Source organism: Dyadobacter sp. HNCC25DJ186 (assembly GCF_056895235.1).
Window position 1 is genome coordinate 236,132 of record NZ_JBXHAS010000002.1, and the last position, 19,297, is coordinate 255,428.

Genomic DNA, 19,297 nt, shown 5'->3' on the forward strand with positions numbered 1-19,297 from the left:
TTTATCTTGAAATGATACCAGTCTTTTTGAGATAAAAAGCTGAGGAAAAAGGTATTATTCTTTTTCCTGCCAAAAATGGAAAAGCCAGCTTCGTGCTTCAAGAGGAACTGGCAGAAGCCGCAGCGCACGTTTTAACCAAAAATGGTCGTCGCGATAAGCTGTACCAACTAACCAATACATCTTCTGTTTCGATTGATGACATTGCTGGCGTGCGATCAAAAGTCACGGGGAAAGACATATTATTTGAGCCTCCGCCGGCAGAAGAATTTGAATCGATGTTGAAGCGTTTTGGTGTACCTGATCAATCTGTATGTGATGTGTGCAGCGGTTATATCCCAATGTACGATGGATACAGATGGTAGCACTTTGGAGCTCTTCTTAGGTCGAAAGTGAACTACCATAGAGCAGTTTGTCAAAGATTTTTATGGAAAAGGTGACACTGATACAGCCAGCAAGAGTTAGGGTAGGTTCCTCAAACGGAAAATGGGATTCTTCCGACTTTCTCGAAGTGTGATACCATGGATTCCGTATCGTGCTTTGATTTTAGTAATAGAGAATATTGAATTAACCGTAAGAATTGCTCTGGTTTCTTAATTCATCCTGCAACTCCGTTATAGCTTTCTTTTTATTCTGTTTGATCCTGTCAAGCCACGTTTTAGGGCCTCCGTCGGGGTTATATCGGGAGCCCCAATTTAGAATTTCCACCATGACCGGCACCAGTTCAATACCCTTGTCGGTTATCAGATACAAGAATTTTGAAGCATTTTTAGGGGATGTAACTTTGGAAACTATTCTTTCGTTCAAAAGTATGTTCAGCTTTTCCGTGAGTACTGCAGAGGATATTTTCTCATCTGATGCCCGAAATTCGAGGAAAGAATTTTTTCCATTAAACATGATATCCCTTAATAGTAAAAGCATCCATTTGTCGCCGAAAATTTCCACAGAGTAGTTGATAGGGCAAGTTGATCTTCTTTCTGTTGTTTTCATGATTTTATTATTAAAAGTAGTCTGTTTTCTGAACTACTTTTATGGATTTGCAGTTCATAAAACAGATTACAAAAATAACTAAAAATTAATTATGGACTTTACAAATAAAAACGTCGCTATCACAGGCGGAACAACCGGAATAGGGCTGGCGACCGCAAAAGCATTCATCGGCGCGGGGGCAAATGTTTGGATTACAGGAAGAAGTGCAGGTAATCTGCAAAAGGCCAGCGCGGAAGTGAACAGCCCGAAACTGATTACCGTCGTATCCGACACTTCAAAACTAGCAGACATTTCGGTTCTGGAAAAGGCAATTGCAGACGATGGAAATAAACTGGATGTTCTTTTCCTTAATGCGGGAATAGGGACGTTTGAGCCAATCGAAAAAGTAACCGAAGCAAATTTTGACGCACAGTTCAATACCAATGTTAAAGGGAATTTTTTCACACTGCAAAAATTACTACCGCATCTGTCAGATGGCGCATCGGTAATATTCACTTCATCATCGGTTGCAGCTGCTGCAAATCTGGGAACAAGTGTGTATTCCGCAACCAAAGGTGCAATAAATAAAATTGCTCAAATCGCAGCTAACGAGCTTGCTCCGAGAAAAATTCGCGTAAATGTCATTAGTCCGGGACCCATTGCAACACCGGGTTTGGATAGCGTGGCAACGGAAGAAGCAAAAGCGTTTTTGGCCGGAGCAACAGCATTGCAGAGACTTGGACATCCCGATGAAATTGCAAAAACGGTAATGTTTCTGGCTTCTGATGCTGCTAGCTTTATATCGGGAACAGAAGTTACCGTTGACGGTGGGTACCATAGCTACGCACTAAAATAAAACGCCAGGATCATTTTTGGCTGGGGTAAAAAAGCGGCATCTGCCGCTTTTTCCTTTTTTGCATAATTTATTGATACCTTTGTTTTTTACAAAAATAAAGTCATGTCCAAAACCTCATTCGAAGATCTTTGTTACCACCTTTCCAGCGGCTCTTCGACTGATCTGAGCGTACTGTTGCCCGAAGGGATACAAAAGGAAGTTGGTCATTTCAATGTATTTAATTTGACAGACATTATGCCGGAAGCCCGGGATAAAACAAAAATTTCCTGCGCATCCCGTGCATTTTACAAGATCAGCTTATTGACGGGCCGCTCACTGGCTGAGTACCCGGACCGGGCGGTTGAGATCACGCGGCCGACATTGATTTTTACGACGCCTAAGAGTCCATATGACTGGTCGCCCATAGGCCGGCAAACCGGACAATTCTGTGTGTTTACAGCTGAATTTTTTCATCCGTCAACGAGCGGTGTCATACTGGACGAATTGCCTATTTTTAAATCGCCGGAACATCCTGTCTATGCACTTACAGATTCTGACGTTGTTCGTGCACAAGGCATTTTTGACAACATGAACACGGAAATCAGTTCCAATTATGCATACAAATATGACCTGCTCCGTGCTTATGCACTGGAACTGATCCACCTTGGGCAGAAGTTGCAGTCAACCGTTATACTGCATCCGAATCACAGTGCATCGGCACGAACTACATCCTTATTTTTAGAGCTGCTTGAAAGACAATTTCCTTTGGAAAGTCCGCAACAGAAAATGGTCTTGCGGACGGCAAAACAGTACGCCGATCACCTTTCCGTGCACATCAATCATTTAAACAAAGTCCTGAAAGATACCACAGGACTAACTACCACCGAGCTCATCGCCGGCAGAATTCTTCAGGAAGCGCGGGCATTGTTGCGGCTCACCGACTGGAGTATAGCCGAAATTGCTGATAGTCTTGGTTTTTCAGATTTTGCGCATTTTGCTAAATTCTTCAAGAACGAAACTTCCTTATCTCCCGGAGCCTTTCGCAGTCAGGCAAAAAGTTTGAATTATACATAAAATTGATTGACCGGAACTAACCTGCACCTGGTCAATTGGCGGACATTTGTACTGTTTTTAATCTGTACAAAATTAGTCTTATGACAACTCAAAAAATCGCATTAGTAACCGGCGGAAGCCGCGGAATTGGTAAAGAAATTGCAATAAAACTTGCAGAAAAGGGAATCGGTGTCTTGCTTACTTACAACAGCAACCTGGCAGAAGCAGAGAAAACCGTTGCAGCAATTAAATCTCTGGGACAAAAAGCAATCGCCCTGCCGCTCAACACTGCTGATACCAGCGGTTTTGGTGATTTTTTCCTGAAAGCCAACTCGGCATTAAAGACTGTTTTTGGTACCGATCGTTTCGATTTCCTGATCAACAATGCGGGAACAAGTCTTACAGCACCTGTCACTGAAACAACTGAAGCTCAATTTGATGAGATGATGAACATTCATCTGAAAGGTGTTTATTTTCTGACTCAGAAGGCACTTGTTCATCTGCGGGATGGTGGGCGGATAATCAATATTTCTTCCGCCGTATCACGGGTAAGCTTTCATGGCGTATCTGCTTACGGAATTATGAAGGGGGCAGTCGATGTATATACCAGGTTCCTGGCGCTTGAATTGGGCATTCGTGGCATTACCGCTAACGTAGTCGCTCCGGGCGCCATTTTTGGCGGCGGGGCAATGGAGGATACACCAGAAATTCGTGCTCACATAGCAGGTGCAACTGCGCTTGGGCGCGTCGGTTTGCCAGATGATGTTGGTGGCGTAGTTGCTTTCCTTTGCAGCGAAGATGCCAAATGGGTCAATGGCCAGCGTATTGAACTAACCGGCGGAATGAATTTGTAATATTAATGAAAATCACTGGCGTATATAACATATTGTTGTAAACGATATGTTATATACGCCAGTGATTTTGAGTCGCTTTTTGCATATTAAATGCTGGCGGGGACGAAGTATAGGGTCTCTCTACCAGGATTAATCCATGTTTCCTCGTTTCCGAAATCTTCTTTTAGAAAATGGCAAGGCCTAGTGTTGCCTGAAACAGGTTGCTCTTTTTACCAAATCGCGAAGCGGTTGTAACATTATCGAACTGAATTTTCAAAATATCCGTGAAATTACCTTCATAACGGACATCCAGGCTCAGTCTTCCAAGGTCAAATCCAACGCCGGCCTGATAACCATATGCCAGTCGGTTTTTGAATTCTGCTCCTGAATTTTCACCCGTGACAGCATCAAATGAATCCCCGATTTTACCATTGCTGGACAATCTGAGCGATGCCATCGGACCAACATTTATGCGGAAAAACTTAGCAATGCGTACCCCAAAAAGGACAGGCACATCAAAGTTTGAAAAACGCACATCGACTTTTCCGTTGTTCAGCACGCCGTCCTCGTACACATTGAACTTACCGCCTTTTTGAGATAACAAAATCTCTGGCTGGATATAAAACGTTTTACCAAAACGAAAGTAAACACCACCGGCGAAGCCTGGTGAACGGTTATCGTTATCCCTGAAATCAAATGCATTACCTCCTGGTGAAAGGCTCAAATCATTACTGCCATTAATATTGGATAAATTAGCACCTGCTTTGATTCCGAATCTAAAAGCAGGGTCGTATTGTGCATTTGCCGCATAGCTAATCGTCAGCATACACAGCGCAATCATCATGTTTTTCATGTGGAATTTGGTTTGAAGTTAATTGTAATTGATAAAAAATTTCAAGGAACGGTGCGCGGAGGCTACTTTTTAACAAGATCATTCAAGTCGGCATCAAATAGACTCGCAAATTCGCGGCTGCCGATAATATGGTCTTTATTGTCTGCGTTTCTGGCCAGATTGTATCCCCACTCGGTAGCTGCCTTTCTTTGCGTAGGTGTACCGTGGTGCCCGTCTATCGTGAAATCGCAATCACCTGTGTTGTAGAACACCTCTGCGACTTGTTGCAAATCATTTAATTGCATCGCGGCACCTTTGGTGTGTGCCAAAAAGTAGGCTGCGTATGCATCGGCCATTAATTCGGCGCGGCGGGAGATTTTTGGGGTGAGTTTCATACCCGGTTTTAAAATACCCAAATCATACTGAATGTGGTGGCCAAACTCATGAGCTAAAATAGACTGGGGTGCCGTGTCGCTGTAACCAAGTTCGTCGAAACCCTGCAAGAGGCCGTCACAAATGATAATTTTAGCCGGAACGTGACCAACATTGGTAAAGGTTGTGTCCGGTAGAGCAATTTGATTAAATGTAAAAGCTGGATGTTCTCCGTTAAGGAACTGCGGGTAGGTTTTGAATAACGTAGCCAATGAGTCGGCATATTTGTTAGACTTGTCATTACTGTATCCATATATTTTTGTATACATTTTTACGACCTTACTCCGGTCTTGCAACATGGAACCATGCGCTGCAACAGCCATGATGTTTTCCGCTTCGATATCCCAAAAGTTTTTCAGATCCTTTAAGCTCTTATTAACCTGTTCGGTATGTTCACCTTTAACACCATAATATTGGTTTTCAGAACTGTTCTCAAAGTATAAAGAATGAAAAATAGACAGATCTGACATGTGTAGCTCCTGACTGGCTGAGATGAGCGTTGGCTTTTCGCCCCAAATACCAAATTCCTTAAAAAGCCAGGCACGTAATGGAGGATTGGTACAGGGAGTTAGCTCCACTTCTGCTAAATCGGGAATGATCGGAGCATGATCAGCAACTTCATTGCAGCTGAAAAAAAGAATTAAAGAGGCGGCAACAGTTGCCGTTAATATATGAATACGTTTCATAAGATTTTTAGTCGTCTATAACGCTGGGAACAATAAAAAAGAAAAAATATATAGGAAAATGGAGGGTATTCTGTGTTAGTTCAGTCAGTTGGATTATTCGGAGGCATAGAAAGCAGCTTGGCATTAATCATTTCAAAAAACTCTTTTCGATACGCTTCACCTATTGTAATCGATTGTGCTTCATCCACGATCCGTACCATATTGCCTTCAACCGCAGTTAAGTGGCTAAGGGATATAATAAACGATTTATGTATACGGACAAAACCCTTTGAAGAAAGATGCTCTGCAAGTTCTTTCAATTTTAAATAGGCCGTTATCTTTCGCTGATCGTTCATATGGATTGTGGCATAATTACCCTGACCTTCGATATAGGTTATTCTACGTGAGTCTATTTTCAAAAGCTTGCCCTTTTGTTCTGTTTTTACAAATACATAATGATCCTGTTCATTGACCGGTCGAACGTTATTCTGAATGGTCCATAAGCGATTAACAGCTTTGAGAAATCTAAGAAAAGGGATCGGTTTTAATAGATAGTCAACCACTGCATGCTCAAAGCCTTCAAGTGCATACTCCTTATACGCTGTGGTCATTATTACATGGCTGTCATTGCCAATAAGCTTCAATATCTCGATGCCGGTCAGGTTTGGCATCTGAACATCTAAAAACACAAGTCCCGGTTTGAGATCAGCGATCATTGCTAAGCCTTCGATCGGATTTGATGCCGAGCCGACCAATTTTAAGAAATGAACATGCGTGATATGTTCTTTCAATAAATCAATGGCATGCTGTTCATCATCAATTATAATGCAATCTATCATAGCGGAAATGTTATTTTTAATGATACATTAAAATGGATTTCACTTTCCTCTATCAGAAACTCAGACCGGTTCCCGTAAGTCAGGCTGAGCTGCCGCCTGATATTATCAAGGCCTATGCCATTTGAAAGCTCTTTCAGTCCTTTTCCCTTTTTGTTGCTGATATCAAATGAAAGTTCGTTCACAGACGTATTGATTTTTATCCGCAGACTGTGGGCCGGGTCATATAAATCTCCGTGTTTGAAAGCATTTTCAACGAGCGTAATTAGTACCAAAGGCAAAATGCTAATAGACTGGTCGTCAATCTGCTCATCGTATTGAATATTTAACTTGTGATTGTGTCGACGTTGATTAATCTCGATCACATTTTTCATGTGTTCCAATTCATCCATAATATTGACAGTTCCATCACCGCCTGCGCTTTTCCCCAACGCATACCTCATGATATTGGCCAATATTAGTATCGAATCTGCGGTTTCTTTATCGAGCCTGATAACCTTTGCATAAATAAAACTTAACGAGTTGAATAAAAAATGGGGGTTAATCTGGTGCTTTAAGGCTTTAAGTTCCGCTTCGGTCTTTTCTTTTTCCAGCATGATACGCTCCTTTCCTTTATTAACCCACTCAACCAGCAGCGCCGCAGAAAAGCTGGTAACCATGACATAGACGTAAGAGATTAATAATAGCCAGAAAATACTATTTTCGGGCAAAACGGTTGAGGTGGAAAACGCACTATTATCCGCCTGACGTCTCTTAATTGAATATGAAATGTAATCAAATGCAAACTTGACTATGAAGAAAAGTATCCCAACAATGATAACCCTGTCGATACTCCTTTCTTTACGCATCGCAGGAAGTATTACCACGAAAATGAGAATGTAATGGGTGACTACCGACTCAATAACAAAGGTTAAAATATTGAACAGAATTCCGGTTTGACCAGCGAAGTTTCGTGCGGTTTGCGTTGGGTTAACCACGTAAGAGAGGAAAAAAAACGAGCCATATAGGCACAAGGATAATAAGGCCAATAAGATCAGCCGCCTGTAATTTTTTCTCAGAAACTTCCATGCTGATGTTAACATTCTATTTGAATTTACAAAATCCGGATAAATAAGATTTCTCTAACCCAATAACGATTTAAACGACAATTGAATTACGGTTTTCGGTACCCAATCCTGAGATTTGTAAATAATTGCATAGATCTTAAACACTTGGTTTTGGATCTATGCAAATATAACTGCGTCAGGATTCAACGAAATTTTCTATTCGTATTTAATAAATGTTGCCACAATCTTTTTTTCCTTAATATCCATTGTCGAAGACGAATTAGTAGCAACGACTTTCTGTTTTTTTGTTTTGGAAACCACAGCTGTTCCGTTTTGCTGCGTGGAAATTACATCTTCTGTGAGGGTCATAATCACGCCGTCTGCACCGTTGGCCTTACCTAATTCTATTACTTTCTGCTGCATGGCGCTCATCGAGCTGAAACCTTTCGCAAGATTAGTAGATCCCATAGTAATGAAGTTTTTTTTTACATCTGTTTTATCGAGATAGATATCTACATTTTGAGTGGGTGAATAAGTCTTCCCAAAATAGGATGGCTTTGCGCATGACGCTAATAACGCGATGAACAGAATGATGAGTAAGTGAATTAATGCTTTCATTTCAAGTGTTTTTATTATTTTAAGATTTGACAGGTTTATGTCAGACGGATAAGGAGCTTGCAGATTATATAAGGATTTTACTAAAAAGACTATGTTAAAAGACTTCACTTTACGCCTGGAAATTCCTCTTTCCTAAACCATGAAACAAAAGTAGCTGAGCAGGCAAACCTGAAAAAATATATTATTTGAACAGGCAGTTTGTATATGCCAATGGAGATTGATGTAATATCTTAACTGTTTCGCGTTGCTATAAAACTTATGGCCGGAAATTGAAAGACAACAACCGGCCATTTAACAGGGATTTATTTCTCTAAACAAGTATTAACTTTGAAAATGGAGAGATTTTCAGGTAAATGTTTATAGGATTTTGATGACGAATGCCCTTAATTAGGCCATCTTGCCATCCTGGAATCAAAACGCCAGACATCGCATTAGGCGTAATTAGAAACAGGATTTATGTGAAACTGATCACAACACCTTTAAATAGCCAGTGTTTTCATAAATTCCAGTATATCAGCACCGATCTCCGCGGCGTTTGTTTCAAGAGCAAAGTGACCTGTGTTGTAAAATTTCAAAGTCGCATCCGGAAGGTCCTTTTTATATGCCTCAGCTCCGGCAGGAAGAAAATACGGATCTCTGTTTCCCCAAACCAGTAATAATTTTGGTTGGTAGGTCCGGAAGTATTGGTGAAACGCAGGGTAAAGTGCAACATTGGTTCTGTAATCTTTCACCAAATCCAGCTGGATTTCGATATTACCAGGCCGATCCAGGAAGTGCTGATCAAGCGTATAAGCTTCCGGCGCAATCAATGACGGGTCGGAAACACCTTCGTGGTATTGAAAAAAGGTCGCCTTATAAGAAACGAAATCCCTTAGCGTATCACGATTTGCTTGCGATGAATCTTTCCAATATCGCTGTATTGGGCTCCATTCCTCACTTAGTCCTTCTTTATAAGCATTGCCATTTTGGGAGATGATCCCAGTGATCTTTTCAGGATTTGCCATGGCCAGGCGCAGGCCAACAGGCGCGCCGTAGTCAAAAATGTAAATGGCAAAACGTTTCATGCCAAGTTCATCAATGAATGCTTGCATTGTATTGGCAAGATTGTCAAATGTGTAATTGAAATCCTGATTTCCCGGTGCGTCAGAATAGCCAAACCCTGGCAGGTCTGGTGCGATAATACGGTATTGTTTGCTCAGGATCGGAATCAGATTTCTGAACATGTGGGAAGACGTGGGGTAACCGTGAAGCAAAAGAATGGTTGGTGCTTCTGGCGCACCCGCTTCCCTGTAAAATAGGTCCAAACCGCTTACCTTAACCTTGTTGAAACGAACTGATGTATTTTCCATGAATGATTTTTGTTTTTGATATGTCAAAATTAAGCCTGATATTTGATCAGAACAAACGATTAATAGTGATACAATAAATCACTTTTTATGATTGATAAATGAATACAAACGATTTGAAAATATTTGAAGCCGTTGCAGCGAGCGGAAGTTTTACTAAAGCGGCCGCGGCGATGTTTACAGTCCAGTCAAATGTTACCGCCAGGATTAAAAACCTGGAAGAAGAATTTGATACGGAACTGTTTTTCCGTACATCCCGTAAGGTAGAGCTTACTGCCAGCGGGAAAATTCTGATGCAGTATTGCAAACAGATCGGCATTCTGGTTGCTGATGCTAAAAGCAATATTCAAAGTAGAACGAAAATAAGTGGTAGCCTCAAAATTGGCTGTATAGAAACGACCATGGCATTGAAAGTCCCCGAGATTCTTAACCATTTTGAAGAGAACTTTCCGGATGTTGAGTTGGAGTTTAAATCACAAATGAGAAATGCCCTGATAGATGATGTGTTGAACTTCAATCTGGATGCCGCATTTGTATCGGGCCCAATTAATGTAAGCGGCCTGGATCATATTAAAATCAAGGAAGAACAACTGGTCATTTTAACTGCTTCTGAGGGGCCGAAAATTGAGGAATTACTTGCAAGAAAGCTAGTAAAGATCGTAGTGTTTGGCGAGGGTTGTATATTCAGAACAAGGCTGGAATCCTGGCTTAGCTCCAAAGGTATAGTTCATTATAAAAGCACGGTACTCAATTCGATTGAAGGCATTATCAACTTTGTCGAAGCTGGTTTAGGTATCAGCATATTGCCCGAAGAGGTAGTTTTAAGATATTATGCAGGCAGGAAACTGACAAACTATGCTTTAAATAAACAGCTGGGAACGATGAATACCGTCCTGATTTACAAAAGTGATAAAGCCCAATCCGGCGCATTGAGGGCATTTATTGATATGTATTTCAGTAACAAAGAATCAAAAAGTAACAGCGTCATTTAACTGCTGAACTAATCCTTCGCAACAAATTCATTGATCAACACATACCAAACTGCTCGCCAACTTTGTTCAGAAAATCAAGAATGTACGAATATTGCAAATGCGGACGAAAGCGTAGAAATTGGAGAGATAATTTCAGTTAAAACCATTTTCTGAACGCCGATGGCGACTGTTCAGTTTTTTATTTAGACGATTTATTGAACGACTGCGGATGCGCGTTCAGTGTTACTCATTTTTGCATGTACAAAACGCCTGTTCAGATAATAAATTTCTTTCAAGATAGTTTGCCAGGTTAATTTCGCTTCCGGCTTTGGTCAAGTATAAGTAATATAAGTCCGGCTATTAGCAAAATGTAATTAACATCACGGTCGATCCGCTAACTGTCCTCACTTTTTAGCACAGCTTTTAAAAGATAAATTATATTTTTTTGTTAAACGATTTAGGTATTTACTGAATGTAAAATGAAAGCAGCAATCTTAAATGAGTTTGGTCCTGTCGAAAATTTCGAAATTGCAGACGTACCAACGCCAAGACCAGGCGTCAGTGAAGTTTTGGTGAAAGTCATAGCAACATCTGTGAATCCCTTGGACTACCAGGTCCGTCGTGGGGATTATAAAAATGAACTGACCTTACCTGTCATCACGGGCCATGATGTCTCCGGTGAAATCGTTGAAGTGGGCCAGGGCGCCGGAAATTTCAAGGTTGGTGACCAGGTTTATTATACACCTGAGATCTTTAAGGGGCAAGGAAGTTATGCGCAGTATCATTGCGCTAATGAGTCTGTCATAGCCTTAAAACCTAAAAACATCAGCCATCTTGAAGCTGCAACCCTCCCTCTTGCAGCCGGCACGGCTTGGGAAATGCTGGTTACCAGGGCACAGCTAAAAGTCAATCAGTCTGTCTTGATCCACGGCGGGGCCGGCGGCGTAGGAATGCTAACCATTCAGATTGCCAAAGCAATCGGAGCGGTCGTTTTCACCACTGCAAGGAAAGTCCATCACCAACTACTTCTTGCATTAGGAGCAGATCATGTGATCGATTATGAAAACGAAAATTATATCGACGTTATTCAGCAAATTACGGATGGTAAAGGAGTTGATGTCGTCGTTGATACCATCGGAGGTAATACCCTTTCTGATAGCGGACTGATCCTAAGTCAGCTGGGGCAGGTAGTTACCATCGTCGATATTGAAAAACCTCAAAACCTATTTCATGCCTGGGGGAAAAATGCAACTTATCATTTTGTCTTTACCCGACAAAATCGAAATAAACTGGATGAAATAACCAAACTGGTAGAAACAAATAAGTTAAAGCCAGTTCTTACGAAGGTGTTTTTATTGTCAGAGATAAGTAAAGCTCATGGTTTGTTGGAAAACAAAATCGGCGATAAAAATTTTTATGGGAAAATCGGCATACAGATACACGATTAACACAGTCAATAAATGAAAATTATTAAGTCATCCCAATATTCTAGTCACAGCGCACAGAGTTTTGCCAGCAGGGAAGTATGACATTTACCAGTAACTGCACCGAAGATATCGAAGATTGTTTTGACAGTAAAAGCTGCCGGATTTTATTAAACTGGAAAAGTTAACTCACCCTATTTCGGTTAAAAGTTTACAGAGAACTTTTAACTGTCAATGACCAGCTTTGATTTTAAAGCTGGTCATTGACAGTTAATTGATTTAAAGTCTGACGGAAAAAGTTATAACGTTATTCGACAATCGTAGGCTCAATAATGATATGGCTCTCAGCGAGATCAAAAACATGGTGATAGTTATGAGGACTCGCTGCAAGAATTGTTGCCGCTGACATATTATAGATCAGAAAAGCAGTATTTCCGGTTAAATCGGAATAAACTGCTTTGTTACCGGGCAGCAAATTTTCCTTTACATGATAAAAAGCGTCAACAGCGGTTATGAATGTCTCGCCGTTGGCAATAGAAATCATCTGTAATACAGGTGGAAAAACGGGCGGGAATTGGTACAGGGCAAACTGAGCATCCATATTTGTAGTTCCGGAATTTAAGAATGGAATAACATATTGGTTACTGCTGGAAACGGAAGGATTGGATACCCGTTTAATATGCAGTAATACTTTAAAGGTAATGTCAGCATAACCTGGGGAAGGATAATAATAGGACCAGGCTGCATTAACGGGAATACTCACTTTACGATTCTTTGGTGTGACTGTGGCGACAACTTCGTTCCGGTTCAGCTTATTTGTAAACTCTGCTTTGACAAATTCAAACTCACAGGGGTAAAAGCGTGGCGAACCATCCACTCTGATGCAGGACGTTTCCGGATTTTCAATATTGTGATCGGTGCATGACAACACGCCAGCGCTCAGACTTATCGCAAGGCAGGCGGTAATCAAAAGCAATGAATGTATTTTTTTTATCATTTGATGTGAATTTTGAACTGGTTATTTTGTGTGGGCAATAAATAGGGGAGTCTTTAACTGCTGCATCAGTCCATCAGCCATACTGGATTTAAACCATCTGGAAATCGTGTTTCTCCTGTATGCACCCAGGACGACAAGTTCATTCTGGTGTTTATTTTTCAAGTATTGCACGATCTCTGTTTCAGGATCACCCGTCAGGATTTTATAAGTCGCGTCTGGGTAGTGTCTTTTCATGAATTCTTTCATTAAGCGGTTATCGGGCAGGTGAAGGTTTTGATTTTCATGTCTGACTGAAAGTATTTCCGTTGGCAGCAATTTCAGATCAGGGAAGAGATAGCTGAATTGTTTTACGGCGTATACGGAGGAAGGTTCGCCATCATACAGCAGAATTATTTTCTCAATCAGATCGAATTCAGAGGGGACAATGACGACAGGGCACTCAGTATCAACCAGCAATTGTCTTATAAAGTCCGACGGTACGTCTTGCTGGTAACGCGTTAAACTCTCTTTTTTGTCAATAACAAGTACATCTGCGTAAATACTTTCGTGCAGCAACTGTGGTAAGGCAAAGTTTTTATCACGGTGAATAGAGTAATTTATGCCCGATATACGGCAGATTTCTTTAAACATGTTAACAGAGTGCTCCCGCGTTGACTTGTCTTCATCGATCATCCTGCCAATGTTTTCTTCGATCGGACCGTCAATGACTGCAATGTTGTAAGGCGAGTAACTGTGGTAAGTAAAATCTTCAAGAAAAATACCTACCAAATGCGCGCTGGCTTCTTTGGTCAATTGTACGGCATATTCAACGGCACTGGTCGAAAATTTCAACCCATCAATGGCCACGATTATTTTTTTCATGATCGGGAAATATCTAAAATGGTGAATTCCTGAAATTTTAATTATGGAATACCTTCAAGTTACACGAAGTGCCACTACCGGCGAATGATTTTGGACATGGGTTTATATGATTAAAAACAGAATTGTTACGTATCGTTGAACGTTCCGACAATCCATAGGTTGGCAAACATTAATCCGTTGGCGGTCTGTTTTAATTTGTAAATGTTAAACGGTTTCCGTACACAATGGAACGGTCTTCAAATTTTGCGTATGTCCGGTAGTAGAAAAATGATCTTCCGTTGATAAAATCTTTGGAATATACCTGCTGATTAAGCCCTTCAACCAAAGCTGACTCAAAAGGCAACACGTGATCCTCCACAGTTGGAAAGAGATTGTGATCACCAACACCCCGGTAATAGGCAGTATATACAATTCCATATTCAGTGACCTTCCGATTTCCAAGTTGCTCAGCCTGTATACTAAATACAAAGTTTTGATTTTTATATTCAAAAGGGAGAGTTAAAAGAACAGTGGGCACAATTTCCAGATCGTGATCTGTAATACAACCTGTAAGGATAAGCGGGCAAAAGAAAATTACACTTATATATCGCCTTATCTGCATGATACGCATGTTATTTCGGTTTAAATGATGTTAAATTGACTTGTCTCCACTGAACAGATAAGATGCGTTTTCTTTAACGCGACATAGATCAATTACTTTCTTTTCTTGTCAAGCTTTTTTGTGCAGGAGAAACCTTACATTAATATGAAAAATCGATATTGAGATTTTAAACAACTACCAGTACCGGAATTGTTGATTGTCTTGCAATTTTCTCGGAAACTGATTCCAGGACAGAGAAGATACGCTTATTATGTGGCCTGGGTAGAATAACTAACAAGTCTGCTTCCGTTCTTTTTTCAAATCCACTGAGGATGGATACCAAATCGTGTCCCTCCACGATCGTTAGCGTATGCGGATAATTCATCATCAAATGCCTAATGTGTTCACTCGCTTTTTGGAAGGATGATTCCTTTGGGTTTTCGCTCATGCAAACGATATCCGGTTTCGCTTTAAATCGTTCTGCAAAAAGAATTACCTCATCGAGTTCCCCTGCATCGACGGGTTTTGAGAGGTCGATCGCTACCACCATGTTTTTAAAAGGGGTAACGGTTATATTTGGTGGAACCAGTAGTAATGGAATAGCTGTTTTTAGAATCATTTCCGTGGCCTGACTGCCAAAATAACGAGCTCCGGGTGATTTTTCTCCCATGATACCCATAATGATCAGATCAGCCCTGTGCCGCATCGCAACTTCGTTTATGGTTTCCAAGGTAGGGCCTTCCTCTGCAATTACAGAAATATCCAGAAGGCCGTTATATGCGTTTTGCAGCCTGTCCCGAAGGCGGGATAGTTTGCGGATGGAGCTTATTTTATTTTTTTTTATACGTGTCGTGTGAGGATCCAAAGAAAAAATATTCATGGAGTCCTGGTATATATGAACCAGTATAAGTCGAGTATGGAGCAGAGCAGTAAGCTGCGCAGCTTGCGCAGAAGCCGAGTCGGCGGCCTTTGAAAAATCGGTTGCCAAAAGTATTGTTTTCATCGTCAGAATGATCAGCGTGAACAACGACTGTTTAGAACTAAGCAAATCTAGCGATAGGATAAAACACTTCTTATGACTGTAACTTCTCAATGGAATGACGTTGGTCATACCCGCGACCTGGGCGCTTGCACTTCTGCCTTGTAAATAATCGGCGCAACGGACGTTCCTGAATTTGCTGCGGTAATTCTTGTCGCATGCAGGTGTGTTCCGGACCTTATCGTTACAATATCCACGAAGATGATTACCCGTGCAACGTCTTCAGCCTTCAGTAACTTCTATTTTGGTACTTGTCTGTCGCCCCAATAGTTGCTGTCGGTAGGGCCCGGGTTGATGTTTACCTGATCAGCACCATTGCGGCTTTGGGCGGCGTATTGTTCGGGTTCGACCTGGTCATTATTTCCGGGACAGTTTCTTTTTTCGCAAATCATTTTCAACTTAGTGAACTTGAAACCGGCTGGGCTGTGGGCTGCATTAATCTCGGTGCCGCCATTGGCGCAGTGATCGGAGGCAGGTTGAGTGATACGCTGGGGCGAAAAAACTTCTGATGCTTTGTGCTGTCCTTTTCGCAGTAACCGGCGCAGGTACCGGCTGGGCTGGCTCGTTTCAGCTTTTTGTCATGTTCAGGATGTTGAGCGGCGTGGCTGTTGGGGCGGCTGCGCTGGTCTGTCCTATGTACGTGGCCGAAATTTCGCCTTCCGCCATGCGTGGCAGGATGGTATTCTTTTACCAACTGTACATCGTGATCGGGATTTTATTGGCATATCTGTCTAATTATCTATTGCTCAATACTGGTGAAAATAACTGGCGCTGGATGTTTTCTTCCCAATCAGCACCTTCCTTGTTATTCTTCTTTGGCTTGTTTTTTGTGTCCGAAAGTCCGCGCTGGCTCATTGGTAAAGGGAGAAATCCGGAAGTAGATCAAATTCTGGCTCGGATCGGAGGGGCAAGTTATGCCAGAGCAGAGGCAGAACAGATCACGTTAAATTTTGCTGATACGCTTGCATTATCGGCTGCCTTTTACTTTCAGCTACCCGGCATTTGGGTACTGATTTTTGTTCTAGCTTTCATTGCCATTTATTCGGTCACGCTGGGACCCGTAATCTGGGTAGCATTGTCGGAGATTTTTCTAAACAAGATCCGTGGTAATGCATTGGCTGTGGCAACGCTGGCTTTATGGATCGCGAATTTTTTTACTACCTCGCTGTTCCCGGTCATGAACAAGTACTTAGGACTGTCGGTAACATTTTGATACACGCGTTGATCTGTCTTGTTTATTTTCTTTTCATCAGCGCACGGGTGCCTGAAACGAAAGGGAAATCACTGGAAGAAATCGAAAAGTTATTGAGCGGGAAATAAGGAAGTTTAAGGCCGGAACGAAAAACACAGTTCACCTGGGATACCAGGTATCGAGCAAAATGAAAAGCAGATGAAATTTCATAAATTAAGTTCCCTATATTAGTAAGAGGAACCTGAAAACAACAAAATCAGTCAGACTAATTTGAAGCCGGAAAATTTCAATCTTGCCAATTCATGAAACAATACATAGGGCAGATCACATTGGTCGTTGGAGACTATGATGAGGCGATTCAGTTTTACACTGAAAAGCTTAATTTTATCTTGATTGAAGACGTCCGCTTATCTGAAACAAAGCGGTGGGTAATCATTGCACCGCCAGGATCTTCAGAATGCGGACTGCTGCTGGCGAAGGCAGTAGGAGAGGAGCAAATGAGCCGGATTGGTAATCAGACCGGCGGAAGGGTTTTTCTGTTTTTGTATACGGATGATTTTGACAGGGACTATAAGAACCTTCTGGCTAACCAGATTCAAATTATTCGGGATCCCAAGGAAGAAGAATATGGTAAAGTGTTGGTTTTTGCAGATTTGTACGGAAATCAATGGGATTTAATTGCAAAAAATAACTTCGGCGTTTGAAGTTCGTCCGGACGAAATGCTCGCGAAGGCAATTTCAGCCCGCCAACTGAAAACCGCTTGCTTTCAAGTTGGATTATAAAAGGATGATTTTTTTGCAAATATTGATGTATCACAATGGGTGAAAGCGCGTTTGTCAATGTGATCTTGCGTGAATTGTTTTTAGTAAAACCACACTTTGAAATCGAAATAGATGAAGGTATTCGCAGATGAACAAATTATTGTAAAATTGGAAAAAAGGAAAGGCGTATTTTTATCTAATCATTCCTGGTGAGGTTGTAGATAAATTCAAAGATGACAGGCAATTTGGTGCAGGGATAACCCTTGTTTCAGAGATTCCACCTTAAAGTCTACATTCTATTGGCACCTCGCGGGAATAGCGCTGTTAGGTGTACTGGCAGTACTCTCTTTCATTGTTCAGAAATTCAGACGCCCTGAGTCGCTACCTGCGGTTCATCGGTATCGGATTCTCTGTATGTTTTGTGATCAGGATTTTGGCTACTTTCAGTCGTGAACTTGGCAATTTTAGTACTCAAATATAACGGTAATCGTTTTAGTCATAAGATCACGTAATTTTACTCATATCAATGCGTAGTTTTTGGTTACGATTTTGTTTTTGCTAATTATTAACTTTGATATCATCTAACGGGTAAGAGGATAAAAGCCGATGACTGTACAGTTATAAAAGCCTGACTATTCCGCATAAAATGATTTTAATATTGCGTTCGGATCTTTATTAAAAAAATGAATTTCACAAACTTCTTGAAGGCATTGTGAATGTCTACCTGCAATTTGATTGGCATTAAGAAGCAGGAAATAGGCACGTTAATTCTAAAAACTTAAAGGTAAATGATTAAGTTTTTGAACCGAATGAATTATAAAAGTTCCTTCGAAATTTTGTATAGGTAGTCAAATTAGATTTTGCAAATGGTGCAGGTCAATGTATATTGCTCTAAGAATTTAATGATTTGATATATACACACTTACTCCCAAATGATTACTTATGGATTTCGTTTGCTCCTTTTATCACTTGTTTACTGTTGCTGTTGCCAAGTCATTTGTTCGCAAACTTTGTCCATATACGTAGATGGTCAAAAACGTTCCCTGAAAGACAAGCTGGTATTCAATTCCGAATATCATGATATTGTAATTGTCTTCACGACAAACCGAAAATGTGAATATGCGTTTAGACTGGAAGGTTTGGAAGAACGCGAGATTACTTCGAATTATCCTGTCGCCAGATATACCAATCTGAGCGGTGGCGAATACCAATTTTATGGAAGGATACTCAACAACGGGAGAACGGTAGAAAAATTTGTGGTGCCGTTTGAAATCAAAGAGGATTTCTGGGAGAAATGGTGGTTCTGGCTGTTTGTGGCGATTGTAATCGTTTCATTTTTATCCATTGTCATCTACTTCTGGTTTTTGTACGATTTTCGACAGCGCATGAAGGTTCAGGAAATAAGGCAACGTATAGCGGCAGATCTGCACGACGAAGTGGGTGCAAATTTGAGCAGCATTACTTTTTTTGTTGAGCTATTAAGAAAAACGCTGACGAAGTCAGAAAACGAAATGAATCCTCTGCTTGAAAGAATTTCTAAGAATTCGCAGGAGTCAGCATCGTTAATAAATGACACAATTTGGGCACTGAATCCGGAATATGACAGCTTTGAGAAATTGGCTGAAAAAATGAAGAGTTTCGCTTCTGAGATATTAGCTGCAAGGGATATTGCACTTACATTTCAACCCATTCCTGAAATAAAATTTGATTTCAGCATCGACCAGCGCCGCGATGTTTATCTGATTTTCAAAGAGGCGATAAACAATGCGGCCAAGCATTCCCAGGCGAATCAGGTATTGGTAAAGATGGCTGAAATTGAAGGAGCACTTGAAATTTCAGTGGAGGACAATGGCATTGGCTTCGACGCCTATCGGGTGTACGAAGGTAACGGTTTAAAAAATTACAATCACCGATCACGTAGCGGAGAAGCAAAAGTGAAAGTTGAATCAAAACCAGGCCAAGGGACAACGATCAGGATCAAGACCAGCATACAAAATCACCAGAATTGA

19 protein-coding genes and 1 pseudogene are annotated in these 19,297 nt (G+C 41.1%); 9 read left to right on the forward strand and 11 right to left on the reverse strand.

What is annotated here, in order from left to right; translation table 11 throughout:
* Positions 1-92: 92 nt before the first annotated feature.
* The gene (locus tag AC1XUO_RS05875; RefSeq protein WP_483328838.1) at positions 93-362 is read left to right on the forward strand and encodes a hypothetical protein; all 270 of its coding nucleotides are present in this window, start codon (positions 93-95) and stop codon (positions 360-362) included.
* A 202-nt stretch (positions 363-564) separates the two neighbouring features.
* Here AC1XUO_RS05875 and AC1XUO_RS05880 read toward each other — a convergent pair whose 3' ends face one another.
* Positions 565-987: a winged helix-turn-helix transcriptional regulator gene (locus AC1XUO_RS05880; protein WP_483328839.1), complete on the reverse strand. Its 423-nt coding sequence runs from the start codon at positions 985-987 to the stop codon at positions 565-567.
* A gap of 91 nt (positions 988-1,078) precedes the next feature.
* Here AC1XUO_RS05880 and AC1XUO_RS05885 point away from each other — a divergent pair, with 91 nt between their 5' ends.
* The 3 genes from AC1XUO_RS05885 to AC1XUO_RS05895 all read left to right on the forward strand — a co-directional run bounded on the left by AC1XUO_RS05885 (position 1,079) and on the right by AC1XUO_RS05895 (position 3,708).
* Positions 1,079-1,822, forward strand: a complete 744-nt coding sequence (locus tag AC1XUO_RS05885) for an SDR family oxidoreductase (protein WP_483328840.1) — start codon at positions 1,079-1,081, stop codon at positions 1,820-1,822.
* A gap of 102 nt (positions 1,823-1,924) precedes the next feature.
* Complete coding sequence (locus AC1XUO_RS05890) at positions 1,925-2,875, forward strand: helix-turn-helix domain-containing protein (RefSeq protein WP_483328841.1); 951 nt, start codon at positions 1,925-1,927, stop codon at positions 2,873-2,875.
* An 80-nt stretch (positions 2,876-2,955) separates the two neighbouring features.
* Positions 2,956-3,708, forward strand: coding sequence for an SDR family oxidoreductase (locus AC1XUO_RS05895; RefSeq protein ID WP_483328842.1), 753 nt, complete (start codon positions 2,956-2,958; stop codon positions 3,706-3,708).
* 163 nt (positions 3,709-3,871) lie between these two features.
* On the opposite strand, the gene AC1XUO_RS05900 is transcribed toward AC1XUO_RS05895, so the two are convergent.
* From AC1XUO_RS05900 to AC1XUO_RS05925, 6 genes are all read right to left on the reverse strand, one after another.
* Entirely contained in the window at positions 3,872-4,540 is a 669-nt protein-coding gene (locus AC1XUO_RS05900) for a porin family protein (RefSeq protein ID WP_483328843.1), read from the reverse strand.
* 62 nt (positions 4,541-4,602) lie between these two features.
* Complete coding sequence (locus tag AC1XUO_RS05905) at positions 4,603-5,637, reverse strand: hypothetical protein (RefSeq protein WP_483328844.1); 1,035 nt, start codon at positions 5,635-5,637, stop codon at positions 4,603-4,605.
* Positions 5,638-5,717: 80 nt separating this feature from the next.
* Positions 5,718-6,455, reverse strand: coding sequence for a LytR/AlgR family response regulator transcription factor (locus AC1XUO_RS05910; protein ID WP_483328845.1), 738 nt, complete (start codon positions 6,453-6,455; stop codon positions 5,718-5,720).
* Complete coding sequence (locus AC1XUO_RS05915) at positions 6,452-7,534, reverse strand: sensor histidine kinase (RefSeq protein WP_483328846.1); 1,083 nt, start codon at positions 7,532-7,534, stop codon at positions 6,452-6,454. The genes AC1XUO_RS05910 and AC1XUO_RS05915 overlap by 4 nt, the downstream gene beginning before the upstream one ends.
* A 180-nt stretch (positions 7,535-7,714) precedes the next feature.
* Positions 7,715-8,116: a hypothetical protein gene (locus tag AC1XUO_RS05920; protein ID WP_483328847.1), complete on the reverse strand. Its 402-nt coding sequence runs from the start codon at positions 8,114-8,116 to the stop codon at positions 7,715-7,717.
* A gap of 479 nt (positions 8,117-8,595) precedes the next feature.
* Positions 8,596-9,465, reverse strand: a complete 870-nt coding sequence (locus tag AC1XUO_RS05925; RefSeq protein WP_483328848.1) for an alpha/beta fold hydrolase — start codon at positions 9,463-9,465, stop codon at positions 8,596-8,598.
* A 98-nt stretch (positions 9,466-9,563) separates the two neighbouring features.
* Here AC1XUO_RS05925 and AC1XUO_RS05930 point away from each other — a divergent pair, with 98 nt between their 5' ends.
* Positions 9,564-10,454 carry a LysR family transcriptional regulator gene (locus AC1XUO_RS05930; protein ID WP_483328849.1) on the forward strand — a complete coding sequence of 297 codons (891 nt, stop codon included), beginning with the start codon at positions 9,564-9,566 and terminating at the stop codon, positions 10,452-10,454.
* 458 nt (positions 10,455-10,912) lie between these two features.
* On the forward strand, positions 10,913-11,881 hold the full coding sequence (locus tag AC1XUO_RS05935) for a zinc-binding dehydrogenase (RefSeq protein ID WP_483328850.1): 969 nt from the start codon (positions 10,913-10,915) through the stop codon (positions 11,879-11,881).
* 283 nt (positions 11,882-12,164) lie between these two features.
* On the opposite strand, the gene AC1XUO_RS05940 is transcribed toward AC1XUO_RS05935, so the two are convergent.
* The 4 genes from AC1XUO_RS05940 to AC1XUO_RS05955 form a co-directional block, all read right to left on the reverse strand.
* Positions 12,165-12,854 (reverse strand): hypothetical protein, encoded by a 690-nt coding sequence (locus AC1XUO_RS05940; protein WP_483328851.1) that lies wholly within the window; start codon positions 12,852-12,854, stop codon positions 12,165-12,167.
* A gap of 21 nt (positions 12,855-12,875) precedes the next feature.
* Positions 12,876-13,715 (reverse strand): universal stress protein, encoded by an 840-nt coding sequence (locus AC1XUO_RS05945; RefSeq protein ID WP_483328852.1) that lies wholly within the window; start codon positions 13,713-13,715, stop codon positions 12,876-12,878.
* 190 nt (positions 13,716-13,905) lie between these two features.
* A complete protein-coding gene (locus AC1XUO_RS05950) occupies positions 13,906-14,316 on the reverse strand; it encodes a hypothetical protein (protein WP_483328853.1) in 411 nt (136 codons plus the stop codon).
* Between the two features lie 166 nt (positions 14,317-14,482).
* The gene (locus AC1XUO_RS05955) at positions 14,483-15,298 is read right to left on the reverse strand and encodes a universal stress protein (protein WP_483328854.1); all 816 of its coding nucleotides are present in this window, start codon (positions 15,296-15,298) and stop codon (positions 14,483-14,485) included.
* Between the two features lie 371 nt (positions 15,299-15,669).
* On the opposite strand from AC1XUO_RS05955, the pseudogene AC1XUO_RS05960 reads away from it, so the two are divergent.
* From AC1XUO_RS05960 to AC1XUO_RS05970, 3 genes and pseudogenes are all read left to right on the forward strand, one after another.
* A pseudogene (locus AC1XUO_RS05960) lies at positions 15,670-16,547 on the forward strand (MFS transporter).
* A gap of 281 nt (positions 16,548-16,828) precedes the next feature.
* The gene (locus AC1XUO_RS05965; protein WP_483328855.1) at positions 16,829-17,230 is read left to right on the forward strand and encodes a VOC family protein; all 402 of its coding nucleotides are present in this window, start codon (positions 16,829-16,831) and stop codon (positions 17,228-17,230) included.
* Positions 17,231-18,298: 1,068 nt separating this feature from the next.
* Positions 18,299-19,297: an ATP-binding protein gene (locus tag AC1XUO_RS05970; protein WP_483328856.1), complete on the forward strand. Its 999-nt coding sequence runs from the start codon at positions 18,299-18,301 to the stop codon at positions 19,295-19,297.

What these genes read in the sequence shown, in the direction of transcription:
- AC1XUO_RS05880 (WP_483328839.1), bottom strand. Translation starts at nt 987, where the DNA reads ATGAAAACAACAGAAAGAAGATCAACTTGCCCTATCAACTACTCTGTG.
- AC1XUO_RS05885 (WP_483328840.1), top strand. Translation starts at nt 1,079, where the DNA reads ATGGACTTTACAAATAAAAACGTCGCTATCACAGGCGGAACAACCGGA.
- AC1XUO_RS05890 (WP_483328841.1), top strand. Translation starts at nt 1,925, where the DNA reads ATGTCCAAAACCTCATTCGAAGATCTTTGTTACCACCTTTCCAGCGGC.
- AC1XUO_RS05895 (WP_483328842.1), top strand. Translation starts at nt 2,956, where the DNA reads ATGACAACTCAAAAAATCGCATTAGTAACCGGCGGAAGCCGCGGAATT.
- AC1XUO_RS05900 (WP_483328843.1), bottom strand. Translation starts at nt 4,540, where the DNA reads ATGAAAAACATGATGATTGCGCTGTGTATGCTGACGATTAGCTATGCG.
- AC1XUO_RS05905 (WP_483328844.1), bottom strand. Translation starts at nt 5,637, where the DNA reads ATGAAACGTATTCATATATTAACGGCAACTGTTGCCGCCTCTTTAATT.
- AC1XUO_RS05910 (WP_483328845.1), bottom strand. Translation starts at nt 6,455, where the DNA reads ATGATAGATTGCATTATAATTGATGATGAACAGCATGCCATTGATTTA.
- AC1XUO_RS05915 (WP_483328846.1), bottom strand. Translation starts at nt 7,534, where the DNA reads ATGTTAACATCAGCATGGAAGTTTCTGAGAAAAAATTACAGGCGGCTG.
- AC1XUO_RS05920 (WP_483328847.1), bottom strand. Translation starts at nt 8,116, where the DNA reads ATGAAAGCATTAATTCACTTACTCATCATTCTGTTCATCGCGTTATTA.
- AC1XUO_RS05925 (WP_483328848.1), bottom strand. Translation starts at nt 9,465, where the DNA reads ATGGAAAATACATCAGTTCGTTTCAACAAGGTTAAGGTAAGCGGTTTG.
- AC1XUO_RS05930 (WP_483328849.1), top strand. Translation starts at nt 9,564, where the DNA reads ATGAATACAAACGATTTGAAAATATTTGAAGCCGTTGCAGCGAGCGGA.
- AC1XUO_RS05935 (WP_483328850.1), top strand. Translation starts at nt 10,913, where the DNA reads ATGAAAGCAGCAATCTTAAATGAGTTTGGTCCTGTCGAAAATTTCGAA.
- AC1XUO_RS05940 (WP_483328851.1), bottom strand. Translation starts at nt 12,854, where the DNA reads ATGATAAAAAAAATACATTCATTGCTTTTGATTACCGCCTGCCTTGCG.
- AC1XUO_RS05945 (WP_483328852.1), bottom strand. Translation starts at nt 13,715, where the DNA reads ATGAAAAAAATAATCGTGGCCATTGATGGGTTGAAATTTTCGACCAGT.
- AC1XUO_RS05950 (WP_483328853.1), bottom strand. Translation starts at nt 14,316, where the DNA reads ATGCAGATAAGGCGATATATAAGTGTAATTTTCTTTTGCCCGCTTATC.
- AC1XUO_RS05955 (WP_483328854.1), bottom strand. Translation starts at nt 15,298, where the DNA reads ATGAAAACAATACTTTTGGCAACCGATTTTTCAAAGGCCGCCGACTCG.
- AC1XUO_RS05965 (WP_483328855.1), top strand. Translation starts at nt 16,829, where the DNA reads ATGAAACAATACATAGGGCAGATCACATTGGTCGTTGGAGACTATGAT.